The organism is Ruminococcus sp. (genome assembly GCF_016287535.1).
GTDB lineage: Bacteria > Bacillota > Clostridia > Oscillospirales > Ruminococcaceae > Ruminococcus.
This window is the reverse complement of the sequence record NZ_JAEFAJ010000002.1, coordinates 1-26,409: the sequence shown is the minus strand read 5'-3', so window position 1 is coordinate 26,409 and position 26,409 is coordinate 1. Positions and strand designations below refer to the sequence as shown.

Below are 26,409 nucleotides of genomic sequence, written 5' to 3'. Positions count from 1 at the left end.
ATTCCGAATTCCGAATTCAAGGAGAAATATATGAATTTGGTTTTATGGATAATATTTGCGGTCATTGCGCTGACGGCGACAGTCTTTCTCGGACTGAGAGAGTTCCATATGCTGCAGCTCAACGGCTACAAGACTCCCGAACATTCACGCTGGATGAAGAAGAACAGAAAGCGCTATATACTGCCTGCGGTGCTGTTTTTGACGCAGTTTCTGCTGATACCGCTCCAGAGGGGCAGTGAAGTGACTGCAGCCATTTTTGTCATAACGCTTTGCTTCTTCAATGCCATAACAGCCCTGCTCAACAAGCCCGGCAAGAAGTTCAAGAAGCCCCTTGTTTATACGGCAAGAATGAAACGCATGATGATAACCTTCGGTATACTCATTGCGGTATTCTATGTAATTGCAATTCTTAACGGAAAGACATTCGTGCAGGTGGACACTGCAAACGGCGGCCGGGAAGAAACACACTGGTTCATAACGGCTCTGCCATATATACTTGTTGGCTCTGCGCTGTACCTTACTCCCATACTCGTTCCGCTGTCCAATCTGATAAACAAGCCCGTGGAAAAAGCGGTACAGAACTGGTACATCAACGACGCAAAGAGGATACTTTCCGAGTGTCCCACGCTCCATAAAGTGGGTATCACGGGAAGCTACGGCAAGACCAGTATGAAGTTCTACCTTGACGAGCTTCTCAACTCACAGTACAACACCCTGAAAACTCCTGAGAGCTTCAATACTCCCATGGGAGTTACAATAACCATTCGCCGCGACTTAAAGCCCACTCACGAATACTTCATCTGCGAAATGGGCGCGAGACGAGTTCACGAAATAAAGGAGCTCTGCGGCATTGCGGACCCCCATGACGGAATAATCACTTCCGTCGGTCCTCAGCATCTTGAGACCTTCAGTTCTATCGAGAATGTGGTGAATACCAAGTTCGAGCTTGCCGACCATGTAAAGGCTAAGGGCGGTAAGATTTACCTCAACGGTGACAACGAGCTTATCCGTAAAAAGGCTCCCGAATATCCAAATGCGGTGCTCTACGGACTTCAGGAGGGCAACCACTACCGCGCAACTGATATTTCCGTTTCAGACAGAGGCACTGAGTTCACGGTAACTGCTCCCGGCGGCGAGACACAGCGCTTCTCAATGAAGCTCCTCGGTGAGCACAACGTACAGAACGTACTCGGCGCTATCGCCTACGCTCACGGTACGGGCATATCGCTTGAAAAGCTCACTCTCCCTGTCAAGCGTATCGCCGCAGTTCCCCACAGATTGCAGCTTCTCGACAAGGGCGGCAATATGACCTTTATCGACGACGCATACAACTCAAATCCCAGCGGCTGCCGCGCAGCTCTCAATGTACTGGGACTTTTCGACGCCTGCCGTATACTGGTAACTCCCGGTATGGTAGAGCTTGGCGCGAAGCAGGAGGAGCTCAACTTCGAGTTCGGTCAGGAGGCTGCAAAAGCCTGCGACCATATAGTTCTCGTGGGCAAGGCTCAGACAGTGCCGATATACAACGGTATCAAGGACGCAGGCTATGATATGGAAAATGTTTTCGTTGCGGACAGTCTCAGCGAGGCTCTCGCCCACGTAAACGCCTATCAGACTGACAAGAAGAAAATAGTCCTTCTTGAAAACGACCTGCCCGACAATTATTGAGAAATGCGGAATTAGGAATTTAGGTAGCGCCTGTCGGCGATAGATCTGAAATATTTTGATATGTCTGCAAAGCAGACACATTAATTCCGAATTAAATAAAAGGAGAAATAGTAATGAAGATCAATCTTGCAGTTCTTTTCGGCGGAAGAAGCGTCGAGCATGAGGTATCAGTCATCTCGGCAGTTCAGGCTATGGCAAGCATAAACAAGGAAAAATACAACATTATCCCTGTATATATGACAAAAAAGAGCGAATTCTGGACAGGCGAGAAGCTCATGGATATCAACAGCTTCAGGGATATCCCCGCCCTCCTCAAAGAGTGTACCGAGTGCGTTTTCGTAAGAAGCGAGGGCAAGGTACAGCTTATCCGCCAGAAGATGAAGAAGTTCGGCTCAAATGTCATCTCCGATATTGACGTTGCTTTCCCTATCGTTCATGGCACCAATGTTGAGGACGGCGCTCTGCAGGGCTATTTGCAGACCCTCGACCTGCCATATGTAGGCTGCGATGTGCTTGCTTCCGCGATCGGCATGGATAAATTCGTAATGAAGATACTCCTTAAAGACGCAGGTTTCCCTGTTCTTGACTGCTGCCGCTTCTCGTCATACGAGATAAACGACATGGACAGAATGGTAGCCGAGGTAGAGAAGAAGTTCGGCTATCCCGTTATCGTAAAGCCCATAAACCTCGGTTCAAGCGTAGGTATCTCAAAGGGCAAGGACAGAGACAGTCTTATAAAGTCTATCGAGGAGGCTTTCGAGTTCGCTGACCGTATCCTCATCGAGCCCTGTGTGGTTCAGCTCAAGGAGATAAACTGCGCCGTAGCAGGCGACAGCGAGTCCGCTGAGGCTTCCGTATGCGAGGAGCCGGTACAGGCAAGCGGCGACGATATCCTCAGCTACGACCAGAAGTACGTAGGCGGCGGCAAGGGCGGCAGCAAGGGCATGGCTACCCTTAAAAGAAAGATACCCGCTGATATCACTCCCGAACAGGACGAATTCATCAGAAGGACAGCTGTTGACGCCTTCCGTTATCTCGGACTCAACGGCGTTACACGTATCGATTTCATGATAGATATGGCAACAGACAAGATATATATCAACGAGATAAACACTATCCCCGGCTCTCTCGCTTTCTATCTCTGGGAGCCCAAGGGCGTGAAGTACACTGAGCTCCTCGAAAGGCTCATACAGCTCGCTCTCAAACGCTACAGACAGGGCGAGAAGATAAGCTATACATTTGATACCAATATACTCTCAATGGGAGGAAGCTTCGGCTCAAAGGGAAGCAAGTGCTGATAAACGCCGCTTAGACATGAAAAAGATAAATATACTTCCGTTGGTGGAAAAAGAAGTTGACTACTCACTGCTCATAACGCAGGTCCGAAAAGGAGGCGGTATAGCCGTTTCCATGCTCGTTTACATCATACTGTTTGCCGTAATATGCGTTATCGGGCTCATCAAGCCCTTGCTGTCTCTCCCGCTCGTCGGTATATTATTCATTTTACCGGGAATAGACAACAGCGGAACGATATATCAAAACGGCAGAGCAGTGGAAAACAACGCAAAGAACCGCCTGCCTTTACTGATAATCGGCATATTCGTAACGCTTTTCGGGATATGCGGGTCCCTTTCCATGTATGATAAGTCAATAGCAGGCTTTGCCGCAAAAATAGTACTTGCGCTTATGATAGTGACTATTGCTTCAATAACCATCGGAAGGCTGATATATCTTATCGTTTTATCTGCCGCCGCTTTAGGCAGAAAAAACTCCTGCACCTGCCCGGTGCCTTATGAACACGATGATTACGCGCCTGACGGCACTAACATTTACAAATACTATTATGAGGGCGAATGCTATCACTTCATGGATCATGACGGGTCAATATTTGCCGAAAGCACCGGTTTAGACAATACGATAATGATAGACCCGGATTCTCCTGAGCGGTATTACCTGAAAAGTGTGTTCGGGCATTATTGTAAAAGTCTCTGGCAATTCATAGTGAAACTTATTATGATCGTACTGTTCACCTCGCCGGTATGGGGAGCTTTTCTCTTAAAATTCATACTCGGCCGGGGCAGACAATGGTAAGCTAAAACGCTGATCTCAGCTTATAAATATAATATAAAACAAGGAGGGTTTAAAATGACCGAAAAAGAAAAACAACAGGCTGGAGAGCTTTATGACGCAAGCGACAGAGAGCTTTTCACAGAAAGAGTAAAGGCAAGAAAGCTCTGCGCTGAATTCAACGCGCTGGAGTACAACGATTTCCAGAAAAAGGAAAGAGTCATCGACAGGATTGTCGCTCTGAAGGGCGATAATGTAACTATCGAAGCAGGCTTCCTCTGCAATTACGGCTACAATATAGTTATCGGAAACAACTTCCACGCCGATGTAAACTGCGTTATGATAGACAATGCCGAGATAACCTTCGGCGATAACGTGTATATCGGTCCGAACTGCTGTTTCTGTACGGCAGACCGCCCTCTCGATTCGGTCACAAGGAATACCGGACTTGAATACGCAAAGTCTATCAAGGTAGGCAATAACGTATGCTTCGGCAGCAATGTGACCATAGCGGCAGGAATAACTATCGGCGATAACGTGGTGATAACATCTGGCAGTGCCGTTACAAAGGACGTCCCGTCAGACTGTATAGCTTCCGGAAATCCGTGTCTGCCCGCAAAAATAACAGAAAGAAGCGCTGCTCATGAAGCGCCGAAAAAGGCTGAGGAAAAGCCGGCGGCAGCTCCCGGTGCCGCAGCAGCTCCGCAAAAAGAAGAACAGAAACCTGCCGCACCTGCGGCTCCCGAAAACAGGAAGCCCTCCGGCTCAAGACACCTTGAGGTACACCGCGTGGATAATCCGAACGGAAACGGCTTCCCAAACAGAAGAAAATAACAAAAGGAGGACTGAACCATGAATACTCTTCACTTCAAATACGCCGTTGAGATAGAAAAGACACGCTCCATAACACAGGCTGCGGAAAATCTCTACATGGCTCAGCCCAATCTGAGCAAGGCTATCAAGGAACTGGAAAGCACCCTTGGCATAACTATATTCAGACGTACCTCAAAGGGCGTAATACCTACAGATCAGGGACTCAGGTTCCTCGACTACGCCAAGCAGATACTTATACAGATAGACAATATGGAGGCGATACACTCTCCGGACAAGCCGAAAAACAGCCGTCTGAGGATATCTGTACCGAGAACCGGCTACATCTCAAAGGCTTTCTCGGAGTATATCGCGGGACTGAACGCTCCCGAAGATATGGAGATATTCTTCTGTGAGACCAACTCCCTGAGAACTATCGAAAACGTCCGTGAAAACGGCTACGACTTCGGAGTAATCCGCTTCAACGCAGCCCATGAGAAATACTTCACAGACTTCCTTGCGGAAAAGAATCTCGACAACAAGCTGCTCTGGGAATTTGAGATGCTGGCGGTAATGTCCTCCGAGCACCCTGCCGCAAACGCGGATATCATAACCTATTCCGACCTTTCCTGCAACTACACCGAGCTCGGACAGGGCGACGACGCTGTTCCCTATGTGTCGGGAGCCGTCGAGAAGCTCTATGCTTCAAACCGTCCTGCTGACGTTCCCGTAAGAAAGGTTTGTATGTACGACCGCGGAAGCGCTCTCGACTTCCTGCTCACCGTGCCTCAGGCTTTCATGCTGGACTCTCCCATGCCTGCGAGCCTGTGCGGAAAATATGGTCTTGTACAGCGCAAATGCGCATTCCCGGACAACAACTTCAAGGATATGCTCATATATGCTTCCGGACATAAGCTCTCGGAAAACGAGCTGAAACTTGTAAACCGTCTTTATGAGGTAAGAAATGAGAGTGCCTTTGCAGAGTACAAATGATATGTGTATTTGAATATGGGCGCATTCTGAATAAGAATAATCATCATATATTGTTATTTGCGGGGCGATGTTCACATCGCCCCTTGTATTTTACAGTCAGATCTGCGCTGTGCAGGGGCTGATGACCGATCAGCCCTTATACTATGCAATTATATATTTCAAGGCGGCTCACGCCGCCCTTTTTTATTATTTCCACTGTATTCCCACGGAGATAAGCCAAAGTCCGGCAGTGCTCCCGATATCATTCACAGCAAAAATATCGATATCGGAATATCGATATTCCGCTGTTATATTTGTGCAACACCCCCGTTATGTGATATAATATTGAATATATCAATGCAATGCCTGTATCGGCGGAAGTCAACGGCGACGTCCGCGAAAAGCTCCCGCATTGCAAATCTATCGCAAGGAAGGTATGGACAATGTTTGAAATTCTTGAAAAAAGAAGCCTCAACCCCACCGTTACCCTTATGCGTATAAACGCTCCCAAGGTAGCAAGGAAGGCTGAGCCGGGACAGTTCATAATACTCAGAACAGACGCTGACGGCGAGCGCATACCGCTCACTATCGCTGATTTTGACCGCACAAGCGGCTCTGTTACTATCATTTTTCAAATAGTAGGCGCTACGACAGAAAAGCTCAACCACATGAACGAGGGCGACTGCTTACAGGACTTCGTAGGACCTCTCGGAAAGGCTACAGAGACAGAGGGTCTCAAAAAAGTAGCTGTCGTAGGAGGAGGCGTTGGCTGCGCTATTGCTTATCCCGTTGCAAAGAAGCTCCATGCCCTCGGCGTTGAGGTACATTCAATAGTTGGCTTCAGAACAAAGGACCTCGTTATTCTTGAGGACGAGTTCAAAGCAGCAAGCTCAAAGTTCGTACTTATGAGCGATGACGGAAGCGCAGGCGAAAAGGGTCTCGTTACCGACGCTCTCAAAAAGCTCATAGACAGCGGCGAAAAGTACGACAGAGTCATCACTATCGGACCTCTCATAATGATGAAGTTCGTCTGCAAGCTCACCAAGGAGTACGGTGTTCCCACTGTTGCTTCTATGAACCCCATAATGATAGACGGTACGGGAATGTGCGGCGGCTGCCGTCTCACAGTCGGCGGCGAGACAAAATTCGCCTGCGTCGACGGTCCCGAATTCGACGGTCATCTTATAGACTTCGACCAGGCTATGGCAAGAGGAGCTATGTATAAGCCCTTCGAGCGCCATGCATACGAGGAAGCCTGCAATCTGTTCAAGGAGGTAAAGTAAAATGCCGAATATGTCTGCTGCAAGAAACGAGATGCCTGTACAGGCTCCCGACGTAAGAAACAAGAATTTCAGCGAGGTAGCTCTCGGCTATACCGAAGAACAGGCTATAGATGAAGCTAAACGCTGCCTTAACTGCAAGAACAAGCCCTGCTCAACAGGATGTCCGGTGCAGATAGATATCCCCGCATTTATCGCTCAGGTGGCTGAGGGAAATTTCGCAGAGGCTTACAAAATAATCACAAAGTCCAGCTCTCTCCCTGCTGTATGCGGAAGAGTTTGTCCCCAGGAGACACAGTGCGAGAGCAAGTGCGTAAGAGGTATCAAGGGCGAACCCGTTGCTATCGGAAGACTGGAGCGCTTCGTTGCCGACTGGCACAACGCACAGCCCGAAGCAGCTCCCGAAGTACCCGCAAAGAACGGTCACAAGGCTGCTGTTATCGGTTCGGGTCCTTCCGGTCTTGCCTGCGCAGGCGACCTTGCCAAGAAGGGCTACGACGTTACTATATTTGAAGCTCTCCACGTTGCGGGAGGAGTTCTCTCCTACGGTATCCCCGAATTCAGACTTCCCAAGTCAATAGTTCAGAAGGAGATCGGCGGTCTGAAGGCTCTCGGCGTAAAGGTGGAGACAAATACAGTAGTCGGAAAGACTATCTCTGTTGACGAGCTCATGAAGGAAGAGGGCTTCGAGACCGTATTCATCGGCTCAGGCGCGGGTCTTCCCAGATTTATGAATATCCCCGGCGAGAACCTCAACGGCGTTTACTCAGCCAACGAGTTCCTCACACGTATAAACCTCATGAAAGCCTACAAGGAGGGCAGCGCTACTCCTATCAAGGCAGGCACAAAGGCTGTTATCGTAGGCGGCGGAAATGTTGCTATGGATGCAGCCCGCTGCGCTAAGAGACTGGGCGCTGAGGTATACATAGTTTACAGACGTACAGAGGCTGAGCTCCCTGCAAGAGCAGAGGAAGTCGAGCACGCAAAGGAAGAGGGCATTATCTTCAAGTTCCTCACAAATCCTATTGAGATACAGGCTACAGACGACGGCTGGGTAAAGAGCGTTCACTGCCAGCAGATGGAGCTCTCAGAGCCCGACGCTTCCGGCAGAGCAAAGCCTGTCCCGATAGACGGCGCTTTCGTGGACATCGAGGCTGACTGCGTCATCATGTCTATCGGTACTTCGCCGAATCCGCTCATCAAGTCCACTACAGCAGGTCTCGATACCCAGAAGTGGGGCGGTATCATCGCAGATGAGGACGGTCTTACTTCAAAGGAGGGCGTTTACGCAGGCGGCGACGCTGTAACAGGAGCTGCTACAGTTATCCTCGCTATGGGCGCCGGCAAGAAGGCTGCCGCAGCTATGGACGAATATATGCAGAAAAAGTAAGTCCCTGAACGGGGGTACACCATGAATAAGAATATTACCTCTCAGACGCTGGCGCGTCTCCCTGTGTACTTCAATTATCTCAGATCCCTCCCGGAAGAGCGGAAAAAAGGCAATATCTCTGCTACGGCGATCGCGGAAGCCCTCGGACTCAACGACGTTCAGGTCAGAAAGGACCTTGCTTCGGTAAGCAGCGGCGGCAGACCCAAGGTGGGCTATATCACCTCCGAGCTTATGAGCGATATTGGCAGATTTCTTGGCTTCGAGAACCATGACAGCGTTGTTGTGGCAGGTATGGGCAATTTCGGCAGGGCTATGCTTGAATACAACGGCTTTGAGGCTTACGGCTTCGATATAGTCTGCGGCTTCGACTGCAACAGCGAGCGCGTGGGCAGTTCCATAAACGGCAAGCCGGTCCGCCATATCGACGAGCTGGAAAGCTTCTGCAAAAGCAGCGGCATACACATCGGTATCATTACCGTTCCGGAGGCGGCTGCACAGGAGGTCTGCGACAGAATGGCAAAGGCAGGGATAAGGTTTATCCTCAACTTTGCCGCAGTATATCTCAGCGCTCCAAAGGGCGTTGCGGTGCATAACGAGAATATTTCCCTTACCCTTGCAATGCTTGCACGGCGCAAAGGGTAAGAAAAAGGACTGCTTTTGCAGCCCTTTTTCTATTACTTTTTCGTCATATTTATTGTTTTTAAGGTATTTATATGCTATTATAGACTTGTAAGCAAAAGCTTTTCCGCTGCTGAAAGGAGAATACCATGAAAAACAAGTCAAAAGCAAAGAAAATAACCATTATTGCATTAATTATCGTACTCGCAGGCATTATTTCTCCGTTTGCTTATTCGGAATACCACCTTATCAGTTATGATTACACTCAAGCAGGCGATATATCAAAAATAATAAAAGTCAATAACGACAGCGAATACGAAGTTCTGCGTACTGTCAGAAACAAAAACGGCGAAGATGTACAGGTAGTCGTTGCAAAAGACCTCAGTGAATTCACAGCTTTTGTCAGAGCGAAATATGATGGAAACAGAGCAGTGTTCACACTTTCTGACGGGCGCAAATGCTATATGACACACGAATACAAAAGCGCAGTAATCTTTGGAAAAATATATAATTACAATATTTTTACCTTTCAAGGCTGTACCATTCAAGAACTATTGGCTGACGATAACAGGACATCTATATGAGAATCTCTCCCTTACCCTTGCAATGCTTGCACGGCGCAAAGGGTAAGAAAAAGGACTGCTTTTGCAGTCCTTTTTTATATATTACATCTGCCAGATAATATCATATTTACCTGCAAACTGTCCAGTTAAAAATGTACGTTTGATCTGTAATGTGCCAGTGCTGGTCAACTGATAGGTAAAACGCACCTTTGGGTCTGAGAGGTTATACATCCATGTATTGGTATGCCATACGGGACGTCCGGACTGATCGTAAGTCACAAGATTACCGTCTCCCTGCATTGAAAGCTTGACTCCGCCTACCGATCTGTACTTTCGGGTCCGTACCTGTGTTGATCTGCCTGCCTTTACAGTTTGAGTAACTTCTATTCTGTTGTTTCGATAATATAAAGCGTATGAACCATTTTTCAGAACAGGATTATTTGATTGCCTGTATTCTGTTCCGTTGCCGTAAATCGTAACTGAAGCCGGAGTATTTGCTGCTTCTGCCACGATAGCATTATCATTGAATGACAATACGTTTCCTGTGAGACCTGCTGCGGGAGCTGCTGCTATCACAGCTGCAAGTAATGTGCCGATAAGTTTTGCCTTTTTCATTCTTATTACATCCTTTACATTAAATCCAAGGCTGAAAGCAGCCTTCACTTATGATTATTCTTTTTAGATTTTCATGATCATAATTTATACATTCTGCCAGTTGAGCTTCTCCAGATAATATCGCTTTTTCCTTTATACTGTCCAGATAAGAAATTGCGCTGGATCTGCAATTCGCCCGAATAAGTCAGTTTATAAGTGTAACTGAATGTAATGTTTGCAAGATCAAAGCTCCATGTATTTGAATGTGCGGTGGGACGCGAAAAATCATCAGGATATGCGCAGTTATATGCTACAAGATTTCCGTCTCCCTGTAATAAGAGAGAATTTCCGCCCACATCATACATTTTTACATTGTACTCATATCTTCTGCCCTGTGCATAATGAACTCTTGAAATCACCATTCTGCCATTTCTGTAATGTAAATTGTAACAGCCTTCACCGTTGCCAGTCGAGAGAATAGGATCAACGGTATTGGATCTGAATACTAAATACGTACCGAATACCGTTCTTGAAATAGGTGCATATGCTGCTGCATCTGCAACGATAGCATTATCGTTGAACGGTAATACGTTTCCTGTGAAACCTGCTGCGGGTGCTGCTGCTATCACAGCTGCAAGTAATGTGCCGATAAGTTTTACCTTTTTCATTCTTATTACATCCTTTACATAAAATTCAAGGCTGAAAGCAGCCTTCACTTATACTAACGCATTTTTTTTGCAGGGTGTAACAGGAAACAAAAAAATTTTTTTCAGGACGAGTCCCGCCCGCAAAAAAAGCAGGTAAGTGGCGGGCGCACACTGTACGCCCCTGCAAGCTAACGGCTCATACAGATACGGCATATTCCCTAAAATTGTACTGGTCGTAAAAGATATTTTCTATATTGCAATTTGCACCGAATTATGTTATTATATAAGGTAAGAAGTTGCGCCATGACGTTTCATGGCAAATATATCAACGTACATTTTCCGGTGTACGGGTCAGGAGTATAATATGCCAAAAAGACAGGATATTAACAAGATCATGATAATCGGTTCGGGTCCTATCATCATCGGACAGGCCTGCGAATTCGACTACTCAGGCACTCAGGCCTGCAAGGCTCTCCGCAAGCTTGGATATGAGATAGTCCTCGTAAACTCAAACCCTGCTACTATCATGACGGATCCCGATGTTGCTGATATTACTTACATCGAACCTCTCAACCTCGAAAGACTTACCCAGATAATCGAAAAAGAACGCCCCGACGCTCTTCTTCCCAATCTCGGCGGCCAGTCAGGTCTCAACCTCTGCTCCGAGCTGGACAAGGCAGGCGTACTCAAACAGTACGGCGTTCAGGTAATAGGCGTTCAGGTGGACGCTATCGAGCGCGGCGAGGACCGTATAGAGTTCAAAAACGCTATGAAGGCTCTCGGTATCGGTATGCCAAAGAGCGAGGTAGCATATTCTGTCGATGAGGCTGTTAAAATAGCTGAAAAGCTGAAATATCCCGTTGTTCTCCGTCCTGCCTACACTATGGGCGGCGCCGGCGGCGGTATGGTATACAATGTAGATGAACTGAAGGTAGTCTGTGCAAGAGGTCTTCAGGCTTCCCTTGTAGGACAGGTACTGGTCGAGGAGTGTATCTTCGGCTGGGAAGAGCTGGAGCTTGAGGTTGTCCGCGATGCGGAGAACAACAAGATCACAGTATGCTTTATCGAGAACATCGACCCTATCGGCGTTCATACAGGCGATTCCTTCTGCTCCGCACCTATGCTCACTATTCCTGAGGACGTTCAGAAGGAACTCCAGGAGATGTCATACAGGATAATCGAATCCATCGAGGTTATCGGCGGCTGCAACTGTCAGTTCGCACGTGACCCTGAGACCGGTCGTATAGTAGTTATTGAAATAAACCCAAGGACCTCACGTTCTTCCGCTCTCGCTTCAAAGGCAACAGGCTTCCCCATCGCTCTCGTTTCGGCTATGCTCGCCTGCGGTCTTACACTGAAGGACATCGAATGCGGCAAGTACGGTACTCTTGACAAGTACGTTCCCGACGGCGATTATATAGTTATCAAGTTCGCCCGCTGGGCATTTGAGAAGTTCAAGGGCGCTGAGGACAAGCTGGGCACTCAGATGAGAGCTGTCGGCGAAGTAATGAGCATCGGCAAGACCTACAAGGAAGCCTTCCAGAAGGCTATCCGTTCACTGGAGACAGGAAGATACGGTCTCGGCTTTGCCAAGAACTTCAACAGCATGACCAAGGAGGAGCTCCTCGCACAGCTCCGCTTCCCCACAAGCGAGAGACAGTTCGTAATGTATGAGGCTCTCCGCAAGGGCGCGACCATAGACGAGCTCTATGAGCTCACAAAGATAAAGAAGTACTTCATCGAGCAGATGAAGGAGCTCGTTGACGAGGAGGAGAAGCTCCTTACAATGAAGGGCTCAGTTCCTGCCGAGAACGTGCTCAGACAGGCTAAGCTGGACGGCTTCAGCGACCGTTACCTCAGCTCTCTCCTCGAAGTAACAGAGGAGGAGATACGCAATGCCCGTATCGGCTTCGGTATAAAGGAAGCATGGGAGGGCGTTCACGTAAGCGGTACAAAGGACGCTGCTTACTACTACTCAACATATCATCTTGACGAAGACAAGAGCCCTGTAAGCACCGAAAAGCCCAAGATAATGATACTCGGCGGCGGTCCTAACAGAATCGGTCAGGGTATCGAGTTCGACTACTGCTGCGTTCACGCCGCGCTCGCACTGAAAAAGCTGGGCTTCGAGTCAATTATCGTAAACTGCAACCCTGAGACAGTATCAACTGACTATGATACATCGGACAAGCTCTATTTCGAGCCCCTTACTCTTGAAGATGTTCTCGCTATACACAAAAAGGAGAAGCCTGTGGGCGTTATCGCTCAGTTCGGCGGACAGACTCCCCTCAACCTTGCGAACGACCTGAAAAAGTACGGCGTCAATATCCTCGGCACTACTCCGGAGACTATCGACCTTGCCGAAGACCGTGACCACTTCCGCGCTATGATGGACAAGCTGGGTATCCCAATGCCTGAGGCCGGCATGGCTGTAAACGCTGACGAGGCTATCGCTATCGCCAACAAGATAGGCTATCCCGTAATGGTACGTCCTTCCTACGTTCTCGGCGGACGCGGAATGGAGGTAGTTCACGACGACGAGATGATGAGAGTATACATGAACGCTGCCGTTGGTGTTACCCCCGACAGACCTATCCTCATTGACCGTTTCCTCAACCACGCTACAGAGTGCGAGGCTGACGCTATATCCGACGGTACGCACTGCTTTGTTCCCGCTGTTATGGAGCATATCGAGCTTGCAGGCATACACTCCGGCGACTCCGCTTGTATACTCCCCTCAAAGAACCTGACAGAAAAGCAGGTGGCTACTATCAAGGAGTACACCAAGAAGATAGCTGTGGAAATGAACGTATGCGGACTTATGAATATGCAGTACGCTATCGAGGGCGACACAGTATACGTTCTCGAAGCAAATCCCCGTGCGTCAAGAACTGTTCCGCTGGTATCAAAGGTATGCGATATCAACATGGTAAAGATTGCTACGGATATCATCACTTCCTCTATCACAGGCAGACCTTCTCCCGTTCCGGAGCTCAGGGACAAGCAGATAGGTCACTACGGCGTAAAGGAAGCTGTATTCCCATTCAATATGTTCCAGGAGGTAGACCCTCTCCTCGGACCTGAAATGCGTTCAACAGGTGAGGTCCTCGGTATATCTCCTTCCTTCGGCGAGGCTTACTACAAGGCTCAGGAGGCTACAAAGAACAAGCTCCCGCTGGAGGGAACTGTTCTTCTCAGCGTATGCGAAAGAGACAAGCCTGAGCTTGTTGATATCGCAAAGTCATTCCATGAGCTGGGCTTCCATATAATCGCTACAGGCAAGAGTTATGAGATGATAAAGGAAGCAGGTATCCCCTGCGACAAGATCTTCAAGATCTACGAGGGACGTCCGAATATCGCTGATGAGATCGCAAACGGCGAGATACAGATGATAATCAATACTCCCGCAGGCAAGACCAGCGCTCACGACGACAGCTATATCCGCAAGGCTGCTATCAAGCACAGGGTTCCTTACATGACCACTATGGCTGCCGCAAAGGCAAGCGCAGAGGGCATCAAGGCTATCAAGAACAATACTCACCTCGGCGTAAAGTCGCTTCAGGCACATCACGCCGATATCAAGTGACATTAACAGCTGATAAAAGTGCCGTCTCTTATTCTGAGGCGGCACAAATGATATGAGGGATCAATATGAACAAAAAAGCTTACAACGAATACAGTGATCAGGAACTGAAGGAAAGACTCCTTGAAGCTGTGAATATGACTTATAATACAAAGCTGGCTTTAAATGTAACTAAATGCCTGCTCATTGCTTTGACAGCGACAATTATCCCTGCGGCGATCCGCATTACAGACGTAAGGCTTTGTTATCTGGCGGTCAGCGCTATATTCTTCGGGGCAGGATCTGTTCACCTGAGACATCATCTCAGCTGCGGACGTTTCTGTTTCAAGAGCGCGGCGGCAGTTATATGGGGAGCGCTGAGCTTTGCATGGGTGTGCGTATTCTCACGCAGCTTTGATCGCATAAACGACCTTATGCATATATTTTTCCTGTTCTTCGGAGTTGCACTAATAGTGCTGAACTACGCCGACGCATGGCTCAGAAAAATAAGGTGCGATATTCCTTGTGAGCTGAGATTCGCCATGAACGAATATACCGGGAAAAGAGAACCCACAGTTTTTATCGAAGACCGTACCATAGTTTTTGACCAGAACGAGGATTTCCTCTCCCCCGGATACGGCGGAGTGATCAGATTTTTCATAAATTCGGACAATGTCAGCGAGATGTACTGCAAGGAGCTGTTCCGCTCCGCAAAGCTCTCCGCGTGGCTCATCGGAGGAATGTGGTGCGCTTTCGTAGGTCTGTTCCTTCTTGCAATGAAAATCGGATAAAAAATATGCAAAAAGCTCCCGTAAATACGGGAGCTTTTGGTGTTATAACAGAAAGTATGCAATTACTTCTTTTCCTTCAGCAGATCTCTGATCTCTGTGAGGAGAACCTCTTCCTTCGGAGGCTCGGCAGGCTTTTCCTCTTCCTTTTTCTTGCCCATGCTCATGACCTTGTTTACTGCCTTTATCATGAGGAAAATACAGAATGCCATGATGAGGAAGTTGATGATAGCTGTGATGAAGTGACCCCAGTTGAGGTACTGTCCGGTATCACCGAGCTTGATCTTGCCGGCAACTTCAGCGCCGCCTATACAAGCGATGAGAGGATTGATGAAGTCCTCAGTGAGAGCTGTTACAATGTTTCCGAATGCAGCACCGATGATAACGCCGACTGCCATGTCCATTACATTGCCTTTGAGTGCGAATTCCTTGAATTCCTGTAAAAACTTCTTCATTTTTTACAACATCTCCTTGATAAGATATAAAATAGATTTATTAAATTTCCGGCAAGCCGGGAATTTCCACTTTGTTTCTGGTCTTTTTTGCCTTCATTTCTTCCGGCAGCTCTATGGCGTCTATCTCGTCGTTGTAGGTCTTTGCCTTTTTAGGCATAGCCTGTACCGCGTGATCTGCCTGAGCCATCATAGAACCTCTGCGCTGCGCTGCTCCTGCGGCTTCAAGGTCGTCGGCGTTGGTCGTCTTTGTACCGCCCATGATATTCCACGCCTTGCCCTTCTCGTTAGCCCTGAGTTCAGAAGCGTCAACAGCCTTTGTAGAGCCCATATAGTCTCTCATTCTGTAGTCGTCCTTGGCACGGAGCTTGCTGGCGTCGCCGACTTCAGCGCTCTTCATATACATATTGCTCAGCTTTGAGGAATCGTTCTTCTTGAGCTCGCTGGCGTCAACAAGAGGGGTATCGCTCATATAGGGATTGCCCTTCTTCTCGAAACGCTTCATGCCCTCTATCTCATCTCCGCGCTTTCCGAAGAAGTCGCTGGCGTTATCTGTCTCAGCGTGTTCTGTAGCCTTTCCGCCGTCGAAGAACTCCCAGAAATCGTCAGGCACCTCTACCTTTTCCTTGTCCTCCACCGGAGGAGGAACAGGAGCATTCTGCGCGAACTGGGCTCCGGGGATACCTCCCATATTAGGCACCGCCTGCATACCTGCCGCATTGGGAGCGGCGCCCTCCGGCAGCTCGCCCATCTGAGGCTGAGCATACATCACGGGCTGTCCGTAGACAGGCATACCGTTCTGGTCATAGCCGATTATCTGAGGCTGGCTGTACATCACAGGCTGTCCGTAAACAGGCATACCGTTCTGGTCATAGCCGATTAGCTGGGGCTGGTACATCACGGGCTGACCGTAAACAGGCATACCGTTCTGGTCATAGCCGATTATCTGAGGCTGAGCATACATCACGGGCTGTCCGTAAACAGGCATTCCGTTCATCTGCTGAGCGCCGCCCTGAGGTGAAGCCGCGCCCTGAGGCTGCGGGATTCCCTGCATCACGCCCTGAGGCTGCGGGATTCCCTGCATCACGCCCTGCGGCTGCGGGATACCCTGCATCATACCCTGCGGCTGAGGTATGCCCTGCATCATGCCCTGTGGCTGCGGGATACCCTGCATCATGCCCTGCGGACGCATACCGCCCGCATTCTGCATCTGTGCCTGCCTTACAGCCTTTGTCTGTTCCGGAAGAGTAACTCTTCCTGTATCGAGCTTAGGGATAAAAGGCTCATCTATATCGTCAAAGCTGCTGAAATCAAACTCTTCATCAGTATCATTGAGCTCAGCGGCGGTATAAAGGTCTGAAGATGAATCCCTCGATGAAATGTCGCTGATGGTGAAAGTGCCGCTGCCGAGGGTAAATCCGCCGGTCGCAGAATCTTCTTCAGAATGATATCCGCCCATATCTACCTGTTCAATGTTAATATCCTGCGGATTTTCGAGATTGGTTCCGCATTTCACGCAGAACTTGAAGCCCTTTTCATTGTTGGTTCCGCACTGTGGACATTTCATAAACATCACTCCTTTAGGCGAAAATACAGAAAAACCGCAGAGCCGGAAATACAGGAAGAACGACTGTTTTTTTAAAGCCGCCCCCCTAACAGCTCTGCTAATACATACTTTCACAAATATATTATATCATTATGTTAATGGATTTTCAAGGGGTTTAAAAAAAGATTGTGCAATACTGTGCTAAAGTGCCGACCCTTTTTGTATACAATAACGCTTTGTGCCGTTTTTATGAGCAATTTGTCACATAACAGGAGCTTTTTGAGTAACAATCAGGTTCTCCTCATTGGTAAATAATAACATATAATTCGTCATATTGTTATGCATATACCGCGATTTTACAAATATAATCCCAAACCACTATATTTTCACAAAGAAATGTGTTATAATATACCGTGAACCGTCGGAGAACACTTTTTATTTCCCGTAACGGTCATATGTCAGTAATCAAAAAGCTTTCAGAAAAGAGATAATAAAGAACAAAAGCAACCTATTGCAAGCTGAATTATGACAGCGGATTGGAGAATACCTATGTCCAAGAAAAGGATAAGCAAAGAAAAAAGCATAAGGCACGCCAAAACTACCACCGAGATCGTTATAAGCCTTGTACTCCTCGGCAGCTGCGGCCTTTTTGTCAAGAACGCCTTTACCGACATCACAAAGGTGGAACAGTCGCCTTATTTCGATAATAACAATATCGAACAGGACCTTATGACCCAGACTACAGAGCCTGACCCGAATCAGGTCATATACGAGTCGCTGTCCGTTGAGACAAAGAACAAGTTCTACGGCGACCTTATACTTATAAACAGAGACCATGAGTATTTTACATCATTCAACGAAGACCTTGTCAATATCTATGATATGAACGTCGAGAACAACTGCCACTGTTTCTCCATAGTTGACACCTCCTATACTATTCTCAGACAGGTATACGGACCAATGTCAAAAATGATACAGGACTTCTATGATATCTACGCAAATGATACCCTTGAGATATATGGCTCATACCGCACAAAGGAGTTTCAGGACGAGCTCTACCAGAAGGACCTTGCTTCCACCGGCGAATCCGACTCAAAGCGGGTCGCTCCTGCCGGCTTCAGCGAACATGAATCAGGTCTTGCCTTTGACTTTACCGAGACAGAGAACTATGACTACAACGGCGAGGGCGATTTCGCGTGGTTAAACGCGAACTGCTACAAGTACGGCTTTATAGTTCGCTATACACGTTCAAAGGAGAGCATTACAAAATTCCGTGACGAGCCGTGGCACTTCCGCTATGTGGGCAAGCCCCATGCATATTATATGGATTCACACGACCTCTGCCTTGAGGAATATATTGACCTCCTGCGCAAGTACCCCTACAGCGGCGAACACCTTGAATTCAGTGACGACAAGAACGATTACGAAATATACTTCGTGGCTGCTGACGACAGCTCGGAAAAGACAAGCATTCCTGTTCCCAACGGAGAAAGATATGAGATCTCCGGAAACAATGTGGACGGCTTCATAGTTACCGTATACAAGGGTCAGAAGCCTATCGTCGAGGAAGTTACTACCAAGGAGTTTGAAGATGTTTCAGGCGACCTGAGCGGCTCTGAAAATGAAAATGGCGACAGCGGCGACCAGTCGGAAGACGATTATGAATAAATATTGACCGGACAGAGATGAAATTTCATTTCTGTCCGCTTTTTTATATGTTTTTGCAGCATATAGCACAATAAAGCATACTTATTTTTGCAGTCCAGTTGTTCAAAACGCAGAATCGCACTTTTTTATATCATTTCATGCTGCCGTATATCGTTTTTTTGCCTGTTTCTGGCGATCCTGGCAGTTATCAGCCAAACCGCGCTTCTCTCGCAGGCTTCATAACAGAATATCAGAAATCGCCTGTTATGGCTGTTTTTCGCAACTTGTCCTACCATTGACATTTATTTGACAATGATAGCAGGCTGTGTTACAATGCATTCGTCGAGAGGTTCAGATGACTACCACAGAGGTTGCAGTGAACTTCAAAAAAGACGTCCATGATTTAGGAGGGTTTTATTATGAAAAAAGTATTATGTTTATCCGCAGCTCTTATCTGCCTTACATCAGCTCTTGCAAGCTGCAGCTTCAGCATCAGGAAGGTCAAGGATTATGAGTCTGACGCACCATCGTCTTCTGCTGCTACAGAGACAGCAAAGGATAAAAAGTCCGGAAAGACTTCAAACAAGTCCGATACTGACGGTTTTTCAGGCAAGTGGCAGTGTGAAGAGCTGGAAACAGAAGAAGGAAAAACCGATAATCTTTGGGGTGCAGATGCTTTTACTCTCTTCCAGATCGAGATCAACGAGGATAATACAGGTTCGTTCTTCTCTTTCCTCTATTCAGGCTTTTTAGGCTCTGAGGATCCTCTGGATATAAAGTGGAAGAAAAAGGACGCAAATACGATCACTTTTACAGTTGTTGATCCCGACGAGGGAAAAACAAAGGATAAGGACGGTATGTCTATAGATGAGAGCGAAGAAATGACTCTCATAAAGAAGGACGATAAGCTGATACTTGATATGTCTGATGATTTGTCAGTTTTCAAGGCTTATCTCGTAAAGGTTGACGAATTCACTCCAGTTCCCGAAGATACCGAGATGTCGTTCAGCCTCTCAATAGGTTCAGACGTTGATTTCGATTTTTCTGACGATAATTCCGACGATTTCGAGTTCGAGATCAAAACAGAACCTGCTTCAAAAGCACACGTAAACATCTATTGACCTCTTTCTTATATAATGTGTGTTCAGAGAAATGCGGCGGTCTTTTCTGTCGCATTTCCCTTTTGTAAAGATTTTTCTTGACATCGCCGCCCTTTTGATGTATAATATCTATGTTACGGATTTGCTGATCGGTTAGTTCAGACCGCCTTACAAAATTTAATATTTGCTTGTGTAGCACAGCTGGTAGTGCAGCGCATTCGTAATGTTCAGGTCTCCTTCTAAAATTTAATAGTTGCTTGTGTAGCACAGTTGGTAGTGCAGCTCATTCGTAATGAGCAGGTCGCAGGTTCGAGTCCCGTCACAAGCTCCAAGCAAATGGCTTAACCACGCGGTTTATGGACTGCGTGGTTAAAATTTTATATACCGTTTTTCTCTAAAAATGTCATTTTGGTTCTTACGTAAGAACCAAAAATATGAGTATTTTCTTCCAGTACACTATTTGTCCAAATAGGCGTTTGGTTCTTATTTGGTTCTTATTGGTTCTTACGCAATATAAACTACAATAAAAAACTACTAAGGAGAATTGAAATGAAAAAGAAAAAAGATCAAAAAATAATATTTCTTTTAACTGCGTTTTTTATAGGCTGCTTCGGTGGAGGCTTGGTAGCTGGAAAAATAATCAAGCATATATCTCCCAGTTCATTAGCTGTAAGCGGAGCAGACAAAACAGCTATGGTAATTACAGCTTGTGTTTCACTTTTTATTTCTTATCTGCTTATAATAATAATACATGAAGCGGGACATCTTGTTTTCGGTTTGCTCTCAGGGTACAAATATCTGTTATTTAGAGTAGGCTCACTTACACTGATAAAGCGCAATAATAAATTTGAATTTAAAAAAATGTCAATAAAGGGTACAGCAGGACAATGTGTCCTTATGCCCCCAGAAAGCAAAGAACCTGAAAAAGTGCCTTTTTTCCTGTATCACGCAGGCGGAGGTATTTTCAACATCCTGACTGCTCTTATCACATTTCCAATAGCTTTTTCAATCAACGGAATCATTATACGTACTTTCCTTTGGGTATTAGGAGCAATATCTCTAGTCATTGGCTTTACTAACCTTATTCCAATGATAATACAAGTTCCAAATGACGGCTATAATATAATGATGATGCTACGAAATCCTGCTGAAAGAGTTGCAATATACAAAACACTGAAAGTAAACGGGCTTCTCTTTAACGGCATGACTCTGTCACAGATTTCTCCCGAGCTTCTGGCTCTTGGCAACGAAGGCTTTTACAAAGCAGCTGAAGAATTACTAAAAGGACAGGCTCTTATGGATAAAATGGATTATGAAGGTGCAGAAAAGATATTATCCGAAGCTGCAAGTGATGATAAGATCATGTATTATCAGCTTGAAAGCCTTTCGGAACTGATGTTCTGTAAAATAATGAATGGTGCATCTGCTGAAGAAATTGAGAAGATATATGATCAGGAGCTTGCAAAGTACATTCCTCTGCAGGTAAGACATTTATTTCCAAACGAAGACTTATGTACGCTTATCAATTGCTTATCAAGCATGATGCCGAAGCTGCTGAAAAGGAATATCAGGCTGCAATGAAGCTTAAGGATACATATCCGATTGAAGGCGAGATAATTTCAGAACTTAAGCTTATAAATGAAATAAGAAAACGTGGAGAAATAATAAATCCCGAAAGCATTTCATGATTCTTTTGTATCAACCTCCTTAACTAACTCTACATACGGAATCTGCTGTCTGTTGAAGATAGCATACACCGCGCCGATTTGTGCATATTATAGCGTTTCCGGATATTGACATATCGTCATAGGCACTGTATAATCATAGTAACAGAAATCGGTATTTATTTAACTACTTGATTTGGAGGATGTTATGGGACTTGATCTATACATAGAAGCTAAGATAACTGAGAAGGCAACAGGAAGATGTATTACTATGCCCGATACAGAAGATGCACGAAAAAGAGTGCTTGATCCTGACGTATTTGATCCCGAAGAATGCCAATATTTTACTATATTATGGATGTGCGGATGGGATGCGGCTGTACCTCGTAACAGTTGGATTGACATAATAAACAGGTATCTGAAGACAAATTATAGCTATGAGGATATCATTATTCCATTTCCTCAATCGGCTTTGAGAGAAATGTGCAGCTGCCTTTTCAGCAATGCGATTTTTCCTGAAGATAACCGTTTCTTATATGAAGTTGAAAGCAGTTACTGGGATATACATCAGCGTGAAAAAGAAAATAATATTCCGTATATGGAGCTTTCTGATGATGAAAAAGAATTCCATAAATGGGATGAACGTGAAAACGATGAATACAATTTCCTGATAAAAGCCAATCTGCTGCGAAAGTTTATATATGAATTAGAACGAATCCATTATGAAAACAGATACACAGCACTTGAATCAGACAAGCATGAAGGATTATGGGAAAATCATTCGTACAGATTACCTGATAGTTTTATTATTCTTGAAGAGGATCGTCAAAAATTCAGAGCGAACCCACAGGCATACGAATGGTCGTTTAGGATTTTTAATTCCTACTGAATACAAATTATAAGTATGATACAGCGTCAGACTTCCTGCGTTTCGACCTCTTTTACCAGCTCCGCATACAGCATCTGCTGTTCGTTTAGGGCGATATACACTGCGTCTATTTGTGCATATTACAGCGTTTCCGGATATTGACAGATCGGCGGCTATAATGTATAATCATAGTAAATAACATCGTACTATGGGGTGATAGTCATGACGAAAGAAGAGTTGATACGATATATTGAATTGGGAAATTACCCGCCTGTTGTTTACTGTGAAAAAAAGTATGAAGGCATTTGCTGTCTGCTTAGAGTCACAAAGGATAATACCGTTTTTCTTGATTATGATCACACATATGATGATCGTGATTCAGAGGGTGGTTTCCGAGCTGCTTTTAAATTCGATTCATTTGAAAAGATGATATCGTCAATCGAAAAATTTACCCATAAAAGCATTGCTGAGCTTACCATCAATCCGTATTGCTATGAACTGTTTGAATCCCCTGAACCACAGTATGCTGCCTTGCGTTGGGATGTATATAACAGAAAGATCGATATGATGGAGGAATATGCTGATTTCATCATCGGTGACTTGTATTGGAGTGGGTTGTATCAAAAACAGTTTAAGCCTGATGCAAGCATAGAAGAAATATTAGAATGGATAAAAAAGCACCAAAATACTGAATATTAAATCGTACACTCATCACGTTGTCAGCCTTCCTTCGTTTCGACCTCTTTAACCAGATCGGAATAAGGAATCTGCTGCCCGTTACGAATTACATACACGCCTTCGGCATTCCCGGTGTCCTCAACATAGCGGCGGAGAATGACGGAGGCGTATTTTTCGTCAAGCTCCATCATGTAGCAAATGCGGTTCATCTGTTCACACGCCATGAGCGTCGAGCCGCTGCCGCCGAAGGTATCAATGACCACGGCGTTCTCCTGCGTGGAGTTGCCGATGGGATAGCAGCCATTATACGTCCATGTCCTGCGATGACGTTATATTCCCTGTCTATAATACTGACACGCTGCCACTTGCTGCTGTAGCCTCGCTTGGTTGCTGAAGGTCGGTCAGGGTGCAGCGGCTTGTGTTCGTCGCAGTACACACCCTCTGTCAATCTCGGACAGCCGGAATGCTTGCACGGTTTCAGTGCCTTCCTCGGCATCGCCGACACCTCCTTCAAACATAATAAAAGCCGCTGTGAATATCCACAACGGCTCTCTTTCTTTGCTAATATATATCATATCACACCTTTACGGAAATGTCATCCACGAAATTACTCATGCCTTTCCGTAAAGAAGAAGTGTCAGATGCTGAACAGCCCTGTTTTTCTTGTTATACGCTGAAGAACGCTCAATATTGAAGTGCTCGCAGATAGTATATACATCTTCCTCCACCCAATAAAACTGCTCAAGAACGTATCGTTCATCATCAGATAGTGTATCCCATGCAGGCTGAAACCACTCCATATATTCTTTCGCCTGCCTGTATCGCTCGCGCAGCACGTCTATCTCATCAATAGCGGCTGCCATTTTTATTTCTCTTGATTGCGGGTTATGTATACCGCCTGGCATATCAGTGAACTCGGGACTGCCGATAGCAGTAAGGTCATCGTGAATATTTGCTATCTCCTCATCTGTGTGCTCAATGATATATGCCATGCTGTTATAATCCTTGAGAGCATTTATGGCTGCTCCCTTTTTATCTAAGTATTGCCAGATAATATTCATAAGTTACCTCCGATGTATGTATTCCGCTCGGATTGACTCTGATTTACTATGATTGTCCTATTTCTGCCTTCACTGCTTCAAGCAGCGCGGACTGGTCTGCGTCCTTGATATGCAGGGACTTCATGATACGCTCATCTATTGTCCCTTTGGTTATAATATGCTGTATTACTACGGTACCTGATCTCTGCCCCTGTCTCCAGAGTCTTGCTATGGTCTGAAGATAAAGCTCAAGCGACCATGTCAGGCCGAACCATATAAGACAGCTTCCTCCCGATTGAAGGTTGAGACCGTGTCCTGCTGAGGCAGGGTGTATAAGAGCTACGGGGAGCTCTCCCCTGTTCCATCGTTGTATAGCATCAGGCTTGTCCATTGTTGAAAACTGTATATGCAGAGACTTAAGCCGCTCACTTATTCTCTCAAGGTCGTGTTTGAACCAATAGGCTACAAGTACAGGCTTACCATTTGCAGCTTCTATTATATCCTCTAGTGCGTCTAATTTATGATCGTGTATCTTAACTGCCTGTCTATCCTCGTCATATATGGCACCATTTGCCATCTGAGAAAGCTTGTTGCTGAGACTGGCAGCATTTGCAGCCGTTATCTCTCCGTCAGGCAGATCAAGAACAAGTTCCTGCTTCATCTCACTGTACTTCTCTTTTTCTGCATCGGACATATATACAGGATAGCTCAGTTCCAGAAGCTCAGGCATTTTCAGATAATCTGTAGCTTTCATGGAAATAGTAATATCCGATATCTTCTCATATATCTCTTTCTCTGCATCAGGAAGAGGCTTGTAAGAATATATGACAACTCCATTGCGCTTATCAGGCTTGAAGTAGGCTTCACGATATTTACCTATGAATCTGCCCAGCCTTTCTCCCATATCCAGTATTCGGTATTCGGCGTAAATGTCCATGAGCCCGTTACTGCTTGGTGTTCCTGTAAGTCCTACTATACGTCTGACCAAAGGCCGCTTTTTCATCAGAGCCTTGAACCGTTTTGTCTGATGATTCTTGAATGAACTCAGCTCATCAATTACTATCATATCAAACTTGAATGGAATGCCGCTATCCTCCACAAGCCACTGTACATTCTCCCTGTTGATAAGATAAATATCAGCTTTTTTCTTAAGAGCTTCCCTGCGTTCTTCAACAGTGCCAATTGCTATGCTGTATCTCAGGTCACTGAGGTGATCCCACTTTCTGATTTCTTCAGGCCATGAATTCTGAGCTACGCGGATTGGAGCTATAACAAGGACAGAGCTTATCTCAAAGCTGTCAAACATCAGATCATGTATAGCTGTCAGTGTTATACTGGTTTTACCCAGTCCCATATCAAGGAGAAGTGCTGCCACAGGGTGCGACTTTATAAACTCCGATGCATATTTCTGATAATCATGTGGTCTGTATTTCATCAAGAATCCCTCCTATCTCCTCTGCCTTATCAAGCACGAATACCTTAAAGCCTAATCGCCGCAGGAGCCTGTGCCTTGAAAGCTGCAGCTTTCTTGGAGTTTCTCCCGGCTTTTTTACTTCTACAAAGGCTATCCTCCCTGCAGGCATCAGTATTATCCTGTCAGGTACACCTGCTGTTCCAGGTGATACGAACTTCCAGCAGACACCTTTTCTGTCTCTGACAGCCTTCACCAGCTTCCTCTCTACTTCCCTTTCAAGCATATACCAGTGCCTCCTGATATTTCTTCCAGCATTCGCGGAATACATCAACACAGGCCTCCGCTGCACCGCAGTCAAAGACAAGGTAGTCAATAATGGCATCAAAATCATTATCATGTGGGAAGCTATAGTCCTCGTTCATATCTCTGGCAAGATCACCGAAGCGATTGTTCTTTTCCAGAAAATTATATATCATCCAGCTATAGAAGCTGCCTGTTTCATTTTTCGTCATGGTATTTATCCTTTCTTGTGACATTCACCCGTCACATCAAATAAAGGGCTATTCTATGAGAAGTGCACCTCGGTGATTATCAAATCCATACCTTTTACATAATAGAATTTTTTATTTTTTCTCGCCTGCGTAAAGTATGGAAATAATATACACCGATATGCACTTTTCCATAAATTGGAGAAAAACAGTGTTTTTTAGTGCAGGTCATCAGTCAAGAAAATCATCTGCTTTCAGTCTCAGACCGCTGACTATAATACCTTTCTTTGTCTTTTTACGCTCAAAACCGCAAAGATCCAGAGCTCCATAGAAATCAGTAGTACTACGGATAAAGTCGCCTGTCTCTCCGCAATATCGCCTGTATTCCTTATATATCTCTCCTGACTTCTCCTTATAGCACTGATCCACATCACAGCAGTCGTTCAGAAAACGTCCCAGCCAGTCGTTATCCTCCCTATAGTTTCCTATAGCTTCTTTGACGCATTGAGGCGTATTTATCTGAAAATCCGCTGCTATGACTTTTCTTGCTCCA

General features: G+C 46.0%; 25 protein-coding genes, 1 tRNA gene and 2 pseudogenes. 17 read left to right on the top strand and 11 right to left on the bottom strand.

The window, feature by feature from the left end:
- Nucleotides 1-30: 30 nt before the first annotated feature.
- The 9 genes from QZZ36_RS01645 (at nt 31) to QZZ36_RS01605 (ending at nt 9,389) form a co-directional block, all read left to right on the top strand.
- Nucleotides 31-1,668, top strand: coding sequence for a Mur ligase family protein (locus QZZ36_RS01645; protein WP_295075725.1), 1,638 nt, complete (start codon nt 31-33; stop codon nt 1,666-1,668).
- A gap of 113 nt (nt 1,669-1,781) precedes the next feature.
- Complete coding sequence (locus tag QZZ36_RS01640) at nt 1,782-2,966, top strand: D-alanine--D-alanine ligase family protein (protein ID WP_295075722.1); 1,185 nt, start codon at nt 1,782-1,784, stop codon at nt 2,964-2,966.
- Between the two features lie 16 nt (nt 2,967-2,982).
- Entirely contained in the window at nt 2,983-3,759 is a 777-nt protein-coding gene (locus tag QZZ36_RS01635) for a hypothetical protein (RefSeq protein ID WP_295075719.1), read from the top strand.
- Nucleotides 3,760-3,813: 54 nt separating this feature from the next.
- The gene (locus QZZ36_RS01630; protein WP_295075715.1) at nt 3,814-4,569 is read left to right on the top strand and encodes a sugar O-acetyltransferase; all 756 of its coding nucleotides are present in this window, start codon (nt 3,814-3,816) and stop codon (nt 4,567-4,569) included.
- An 18-nt stretch (nt 4,570-4,587) separates the two neighbouring features.
- Nucleotides 4,588-5,538, top strand: coding sequence for a LysR family transcriptional regulator (locus tag QZZ36_RS01625; RefSeq protein ID WP_295075712.1), 951 nt, complete (start codon nt 4,588-4,590; stop codon nt 5,536-5,538).
- A 422-nt stretch (nt 5,539-5,960) separates the two neighbouring features.
- A complete protein-coding gene (locus QZZ36_RS01620; RefSeq protein ID WP_295076137.1) occupies nt 5,961-6,800 on the top strand; it encodes a sulfide/dihydroorotate dehydrogenase-like FAD/NAD-binding protein in 840 nt (279 codons plus the stop codon).
- Between the two features lies 1 nt (nt 6,801).
- Complete coding sequence (gene gltA, locus QZZ36_RS01615; RefSeq protein ID WP_295075707.1) at nt 6,802-8,187, top strand: NADPH-dependent glutamate synthase; 1,386 nt, start codon at nt 6,802-6,804, stop codon at nt 8,185-8,187.
- Nucleotides 8,188-8,208: 21 nt separating this feature from the next.
- Entirely contained in the window at nt 8,209-8,829 is a 621-nt protein-coding gene (locus tag QZZ36_RS01610) for a redox-sensing transcriptional repressor Rex (RefSeq protein ID WP_295075705.1), read from the top strand.
- A gap of 125 nt (nt 8,830-8,954) precedes the next feature.
- Nucleotides 8,955-9,389, top strand: coding sequence for a hypothetical protein (locus QZZ36_RS01605; RefSeq protein ID WP_295075702.1), 435 nt, complete (start codon nt 8,955-8,957; stop codon nt 9,387-9,389).
- A gap of 81 nt (nt 9,390-9,470) precedes the next feature.
- Here QZZ36_RS01605 and QZZ36_RS01600 read toward each other — a convergent pair whose 3' ends face one another.
- Both QZZ36_RS01600 and QZZ36_RS01595 read right to left on the bottom strand, forming a co-directional pair.
- Nucleotides 9,471-9,983, bottom strand: a complete 513-nt coding sequence (locus QZZ36_RS01600; protein WP_295075699.1) for a hypothetical protein — start codon at nt 9,981-9,983, stop codon at nt 9,471-9,473.
- Between the two features lie 77 nt (nt 9,984-10,060).
- Nucleotides 10,061-10,630: a hypothetical protein gene (locus QZZ36_RS01595; protein WP_295075696.1), complete on the bottom strand. Its 570-nt coding sequence runs from the start codon at nt 10,628-10,630 to the stop codon at nt 10,061-10,063.
- A gap of 343 nt (nt 10,631-10,973) precedes the next feature.
- Between QZZ36_RS01595 and carB the strand changes: the two genes are divergently transcribed.
- Together carB and QZZ36_RS01585 are read left to right on the top strand one after the other, a co-directional pair.
- Nucleotides 10,974-14,195: a carbamoyl-phosphate synthase large subunit gene (carB, locus tag QZZ36_RS01590; RefSeq protein ID WP_295075693.1), complete on the top strand. Its 3,222-nt coding sequence runs from the start codon at nt 10,974-10,976 to the stop codon at nt 14,193-14,195.
- Nucleotides 14,196-14,260: 65 nt separating this feature from the next.
- On the top strand, nt 14,261-14,962 hold the full coding sequence (locus QZZ36_RS01585; RefSeq protein WP_295075690.1) for a hypothetical protein: 702 nt from the start codon (nt 14,261-14,263) through the stop codon (nt 14,960-14,962).
- A 62-nt stretch (nt 14,963-15,024) separates the two neighbouring features.
- On the opposite strand, the gene mscL is transcribed toward QZZ36_RS01585, so the two are convergent.
- Nucleotides 15,025-15,414, bottom strand: a complete 390-nt coding sequence (mscL, locus tag QZZ36_RS01580; protein ID WP_295075687.1) for a large conductance mechanosensitive channel protein MscL — start codon at nt 15,412-15,414, stop codon at nt 15,025-15,027.
- Between the two features lie 40 nt (nt 15,415-15,454).
- Nucleotides 15,455-16,978 (bottom strand): zinc-ribbon domain-containing protein, encoded by a 1,524-nt coding sequence (locus QZZ36_RS01575; protein WP_295075684.1) that lies wholly within the window; start codon nt 16,976-16,978, stop codon nt 15,455-15,457.
- 528 nt (nt 16,979-17,506) lie between these two features.
- Between QZZ36_RS01575 and QZZ36_RS01570 the strand changes: the two genes are divergently transcribed.
- The 6 genes from QZZ36_RS01570 to QZZ36_RS01545 all read left to right on the top strand — a co-directional run bounded on the left by QZZ36_RS01570 (nt 17,507) and on the right by QZZ36_RS01545 (nt 22,935).
- The gene (locus QZZ36_RS01570; RefSeq protein WP_295075681.1) at nt 17,507-18,625 is read left to right on the top strand and encodes a M15 family metallopeptidase; all 1,119 of its coding nucleotides are present in this window, start codon (nt 17,507-17,509) and stop codon (nt 18,623-18,625) included.
- Between the two features lie 398 nt (nt 18,626-19,023).
- Nucleotides 19,024-19,725 carry a hypothetical protein gene (locus tag QZZ36_RS01565; protein WP_295075678.1) on the top strand — a complete coding sequence of 234 codons (702 nt, stop codon included), beginning with the start codon at nt 19,024-19,026 and terminating at the stop codon, nt 19,723-19,725.
- 234 nt (nt 19,726-19,959) lie between these two features.
- Nucleotides 19,960-20,035, top strand: a tRNA-Thr gene (locus tag QZZ36_RS01560).
- 218 nt (nt 20,036-20,253) lie between these two features.
- A complete protein-coding gene (locus QZZ36_RS01555; RefSeq protein WP_295075675.1) occupies nt 20,254-21,285 on the top strand; it encodes a hypothetical protein in 1,032 nt (343 codons plus the stop codon).
- A gap of 291 nt (nt 21,286-21,576) precedes the next feature.
- Complete coding sequence (locus tag QZZ36_RS01550) at nt 21,577-22,257, top strand: hypothetical protein (protein WP_295075673.1); 681 nt, start codon at nt 21,577-21,579, stop codon at nt 22,255-22,257.
- A 201-nt stretch (nt 22,258-22,458) separates the two neighbouring features.
- The gene (locus tag QZZ36_RS01545) at nt 22,459-22,935 is read left to right on the top strand and encodes a hypothetical protein (RefSeq protein WP_295075671.1); all 477 of its coding nucleotides are present in this window, start codon (nt 22,459-22,461) and stop codon (nt 22,933-22,935) included.
- Nucleotides 22,936-22,955: 20 nt separating this feature from the next.
- On the opposite strand, the pseudogene QZZ36_RS01540 reads toward QZZ36_RS01545, so the two are convergent.
- The 7 genes and pseudogenes from QZZ36_RS01540 to QZZ36_RS01510 form a co-directional block, all read right to left on the bottom strand.
- Nucleotides 22,956-23,210: pseudogene (locus QZZ36_RS01540) on the bottom strand (DNA methyltransferase); the annotation flags it as partial.
- On the bottom strand, nt 23,120-23,410 hold the full coding sequence (locus QZZ36_RS01535) for a hypothetical protein (protein ID WP_295075669.1): 291 nt from the start codon (nt 23,408-23,410) through the stop codon (nt 23,120-23,122). The gene QZZ36_RS01535 and the pseudogene QZZ36_RS01540, both read right to left, overlap by 91 nt.
- 115 nt (nt 23,411-23,525) lie before the next feature.
- Nucleotides 23,526-23,975, bottom strand: a complete 450-nt coding sequence (locus QZZ36_RS01530) for a hypothetical protein (protein WP_295075667.1) — start codon at nt 23,973-23,975, stop codon at nt 23,526-23,528.
- A 46-nt stretch (nt 23,976-24,021) separates the two neighbouring features.
- Complete coding sequence (locus QZZ36_RS01525) at nt 24,022-25,389, bottom strand: DEAD/DEAH box helicase (protein WP_295075664.1); 1,368 nt, start codon at nt 25,387-25,389, stop codon at nt 24,022-24,024.
- Nucleotides 25,370-25,651 carry a VRR-NUC domain-containing protein gene (locus tag QZZ36_RS01520; protein ID WP_295075661.1) on the bottom strand — a complete coding sequence of 94 codons (282 nt, stop codon included), beginning with the start codon at nt 25,649-25,651 and terminating at the stop codon, nt 25,370-25,372. Before QZZ36_RS01520 ends, QZZ36_RS01525 begins: the two co-directional genes overlap by 20 nt.
- Nucleotides 25,644-25,880, bottom strand: a complete 237-nt coding sequence (locus QZZ36_RS01515; RefSeq protein WP_295075658.1) for a YozE family protein — start codon at nt 25,878-25,880, stop codon at nt 25,644-25,646. The genes QZZ36_RS01520 and QZZ36_RS01515 overlap by 8 nt, the downstream gene beginning before the upstream one ends.
- A gap of 207 nt (nt 25,881-26,087) precedes the next feature.
- A pseudogene (locus QZZ36_RS01510) lies at nt 26,088-26,409 on the bottom strand (DNA primase); the annotation flags it as partial.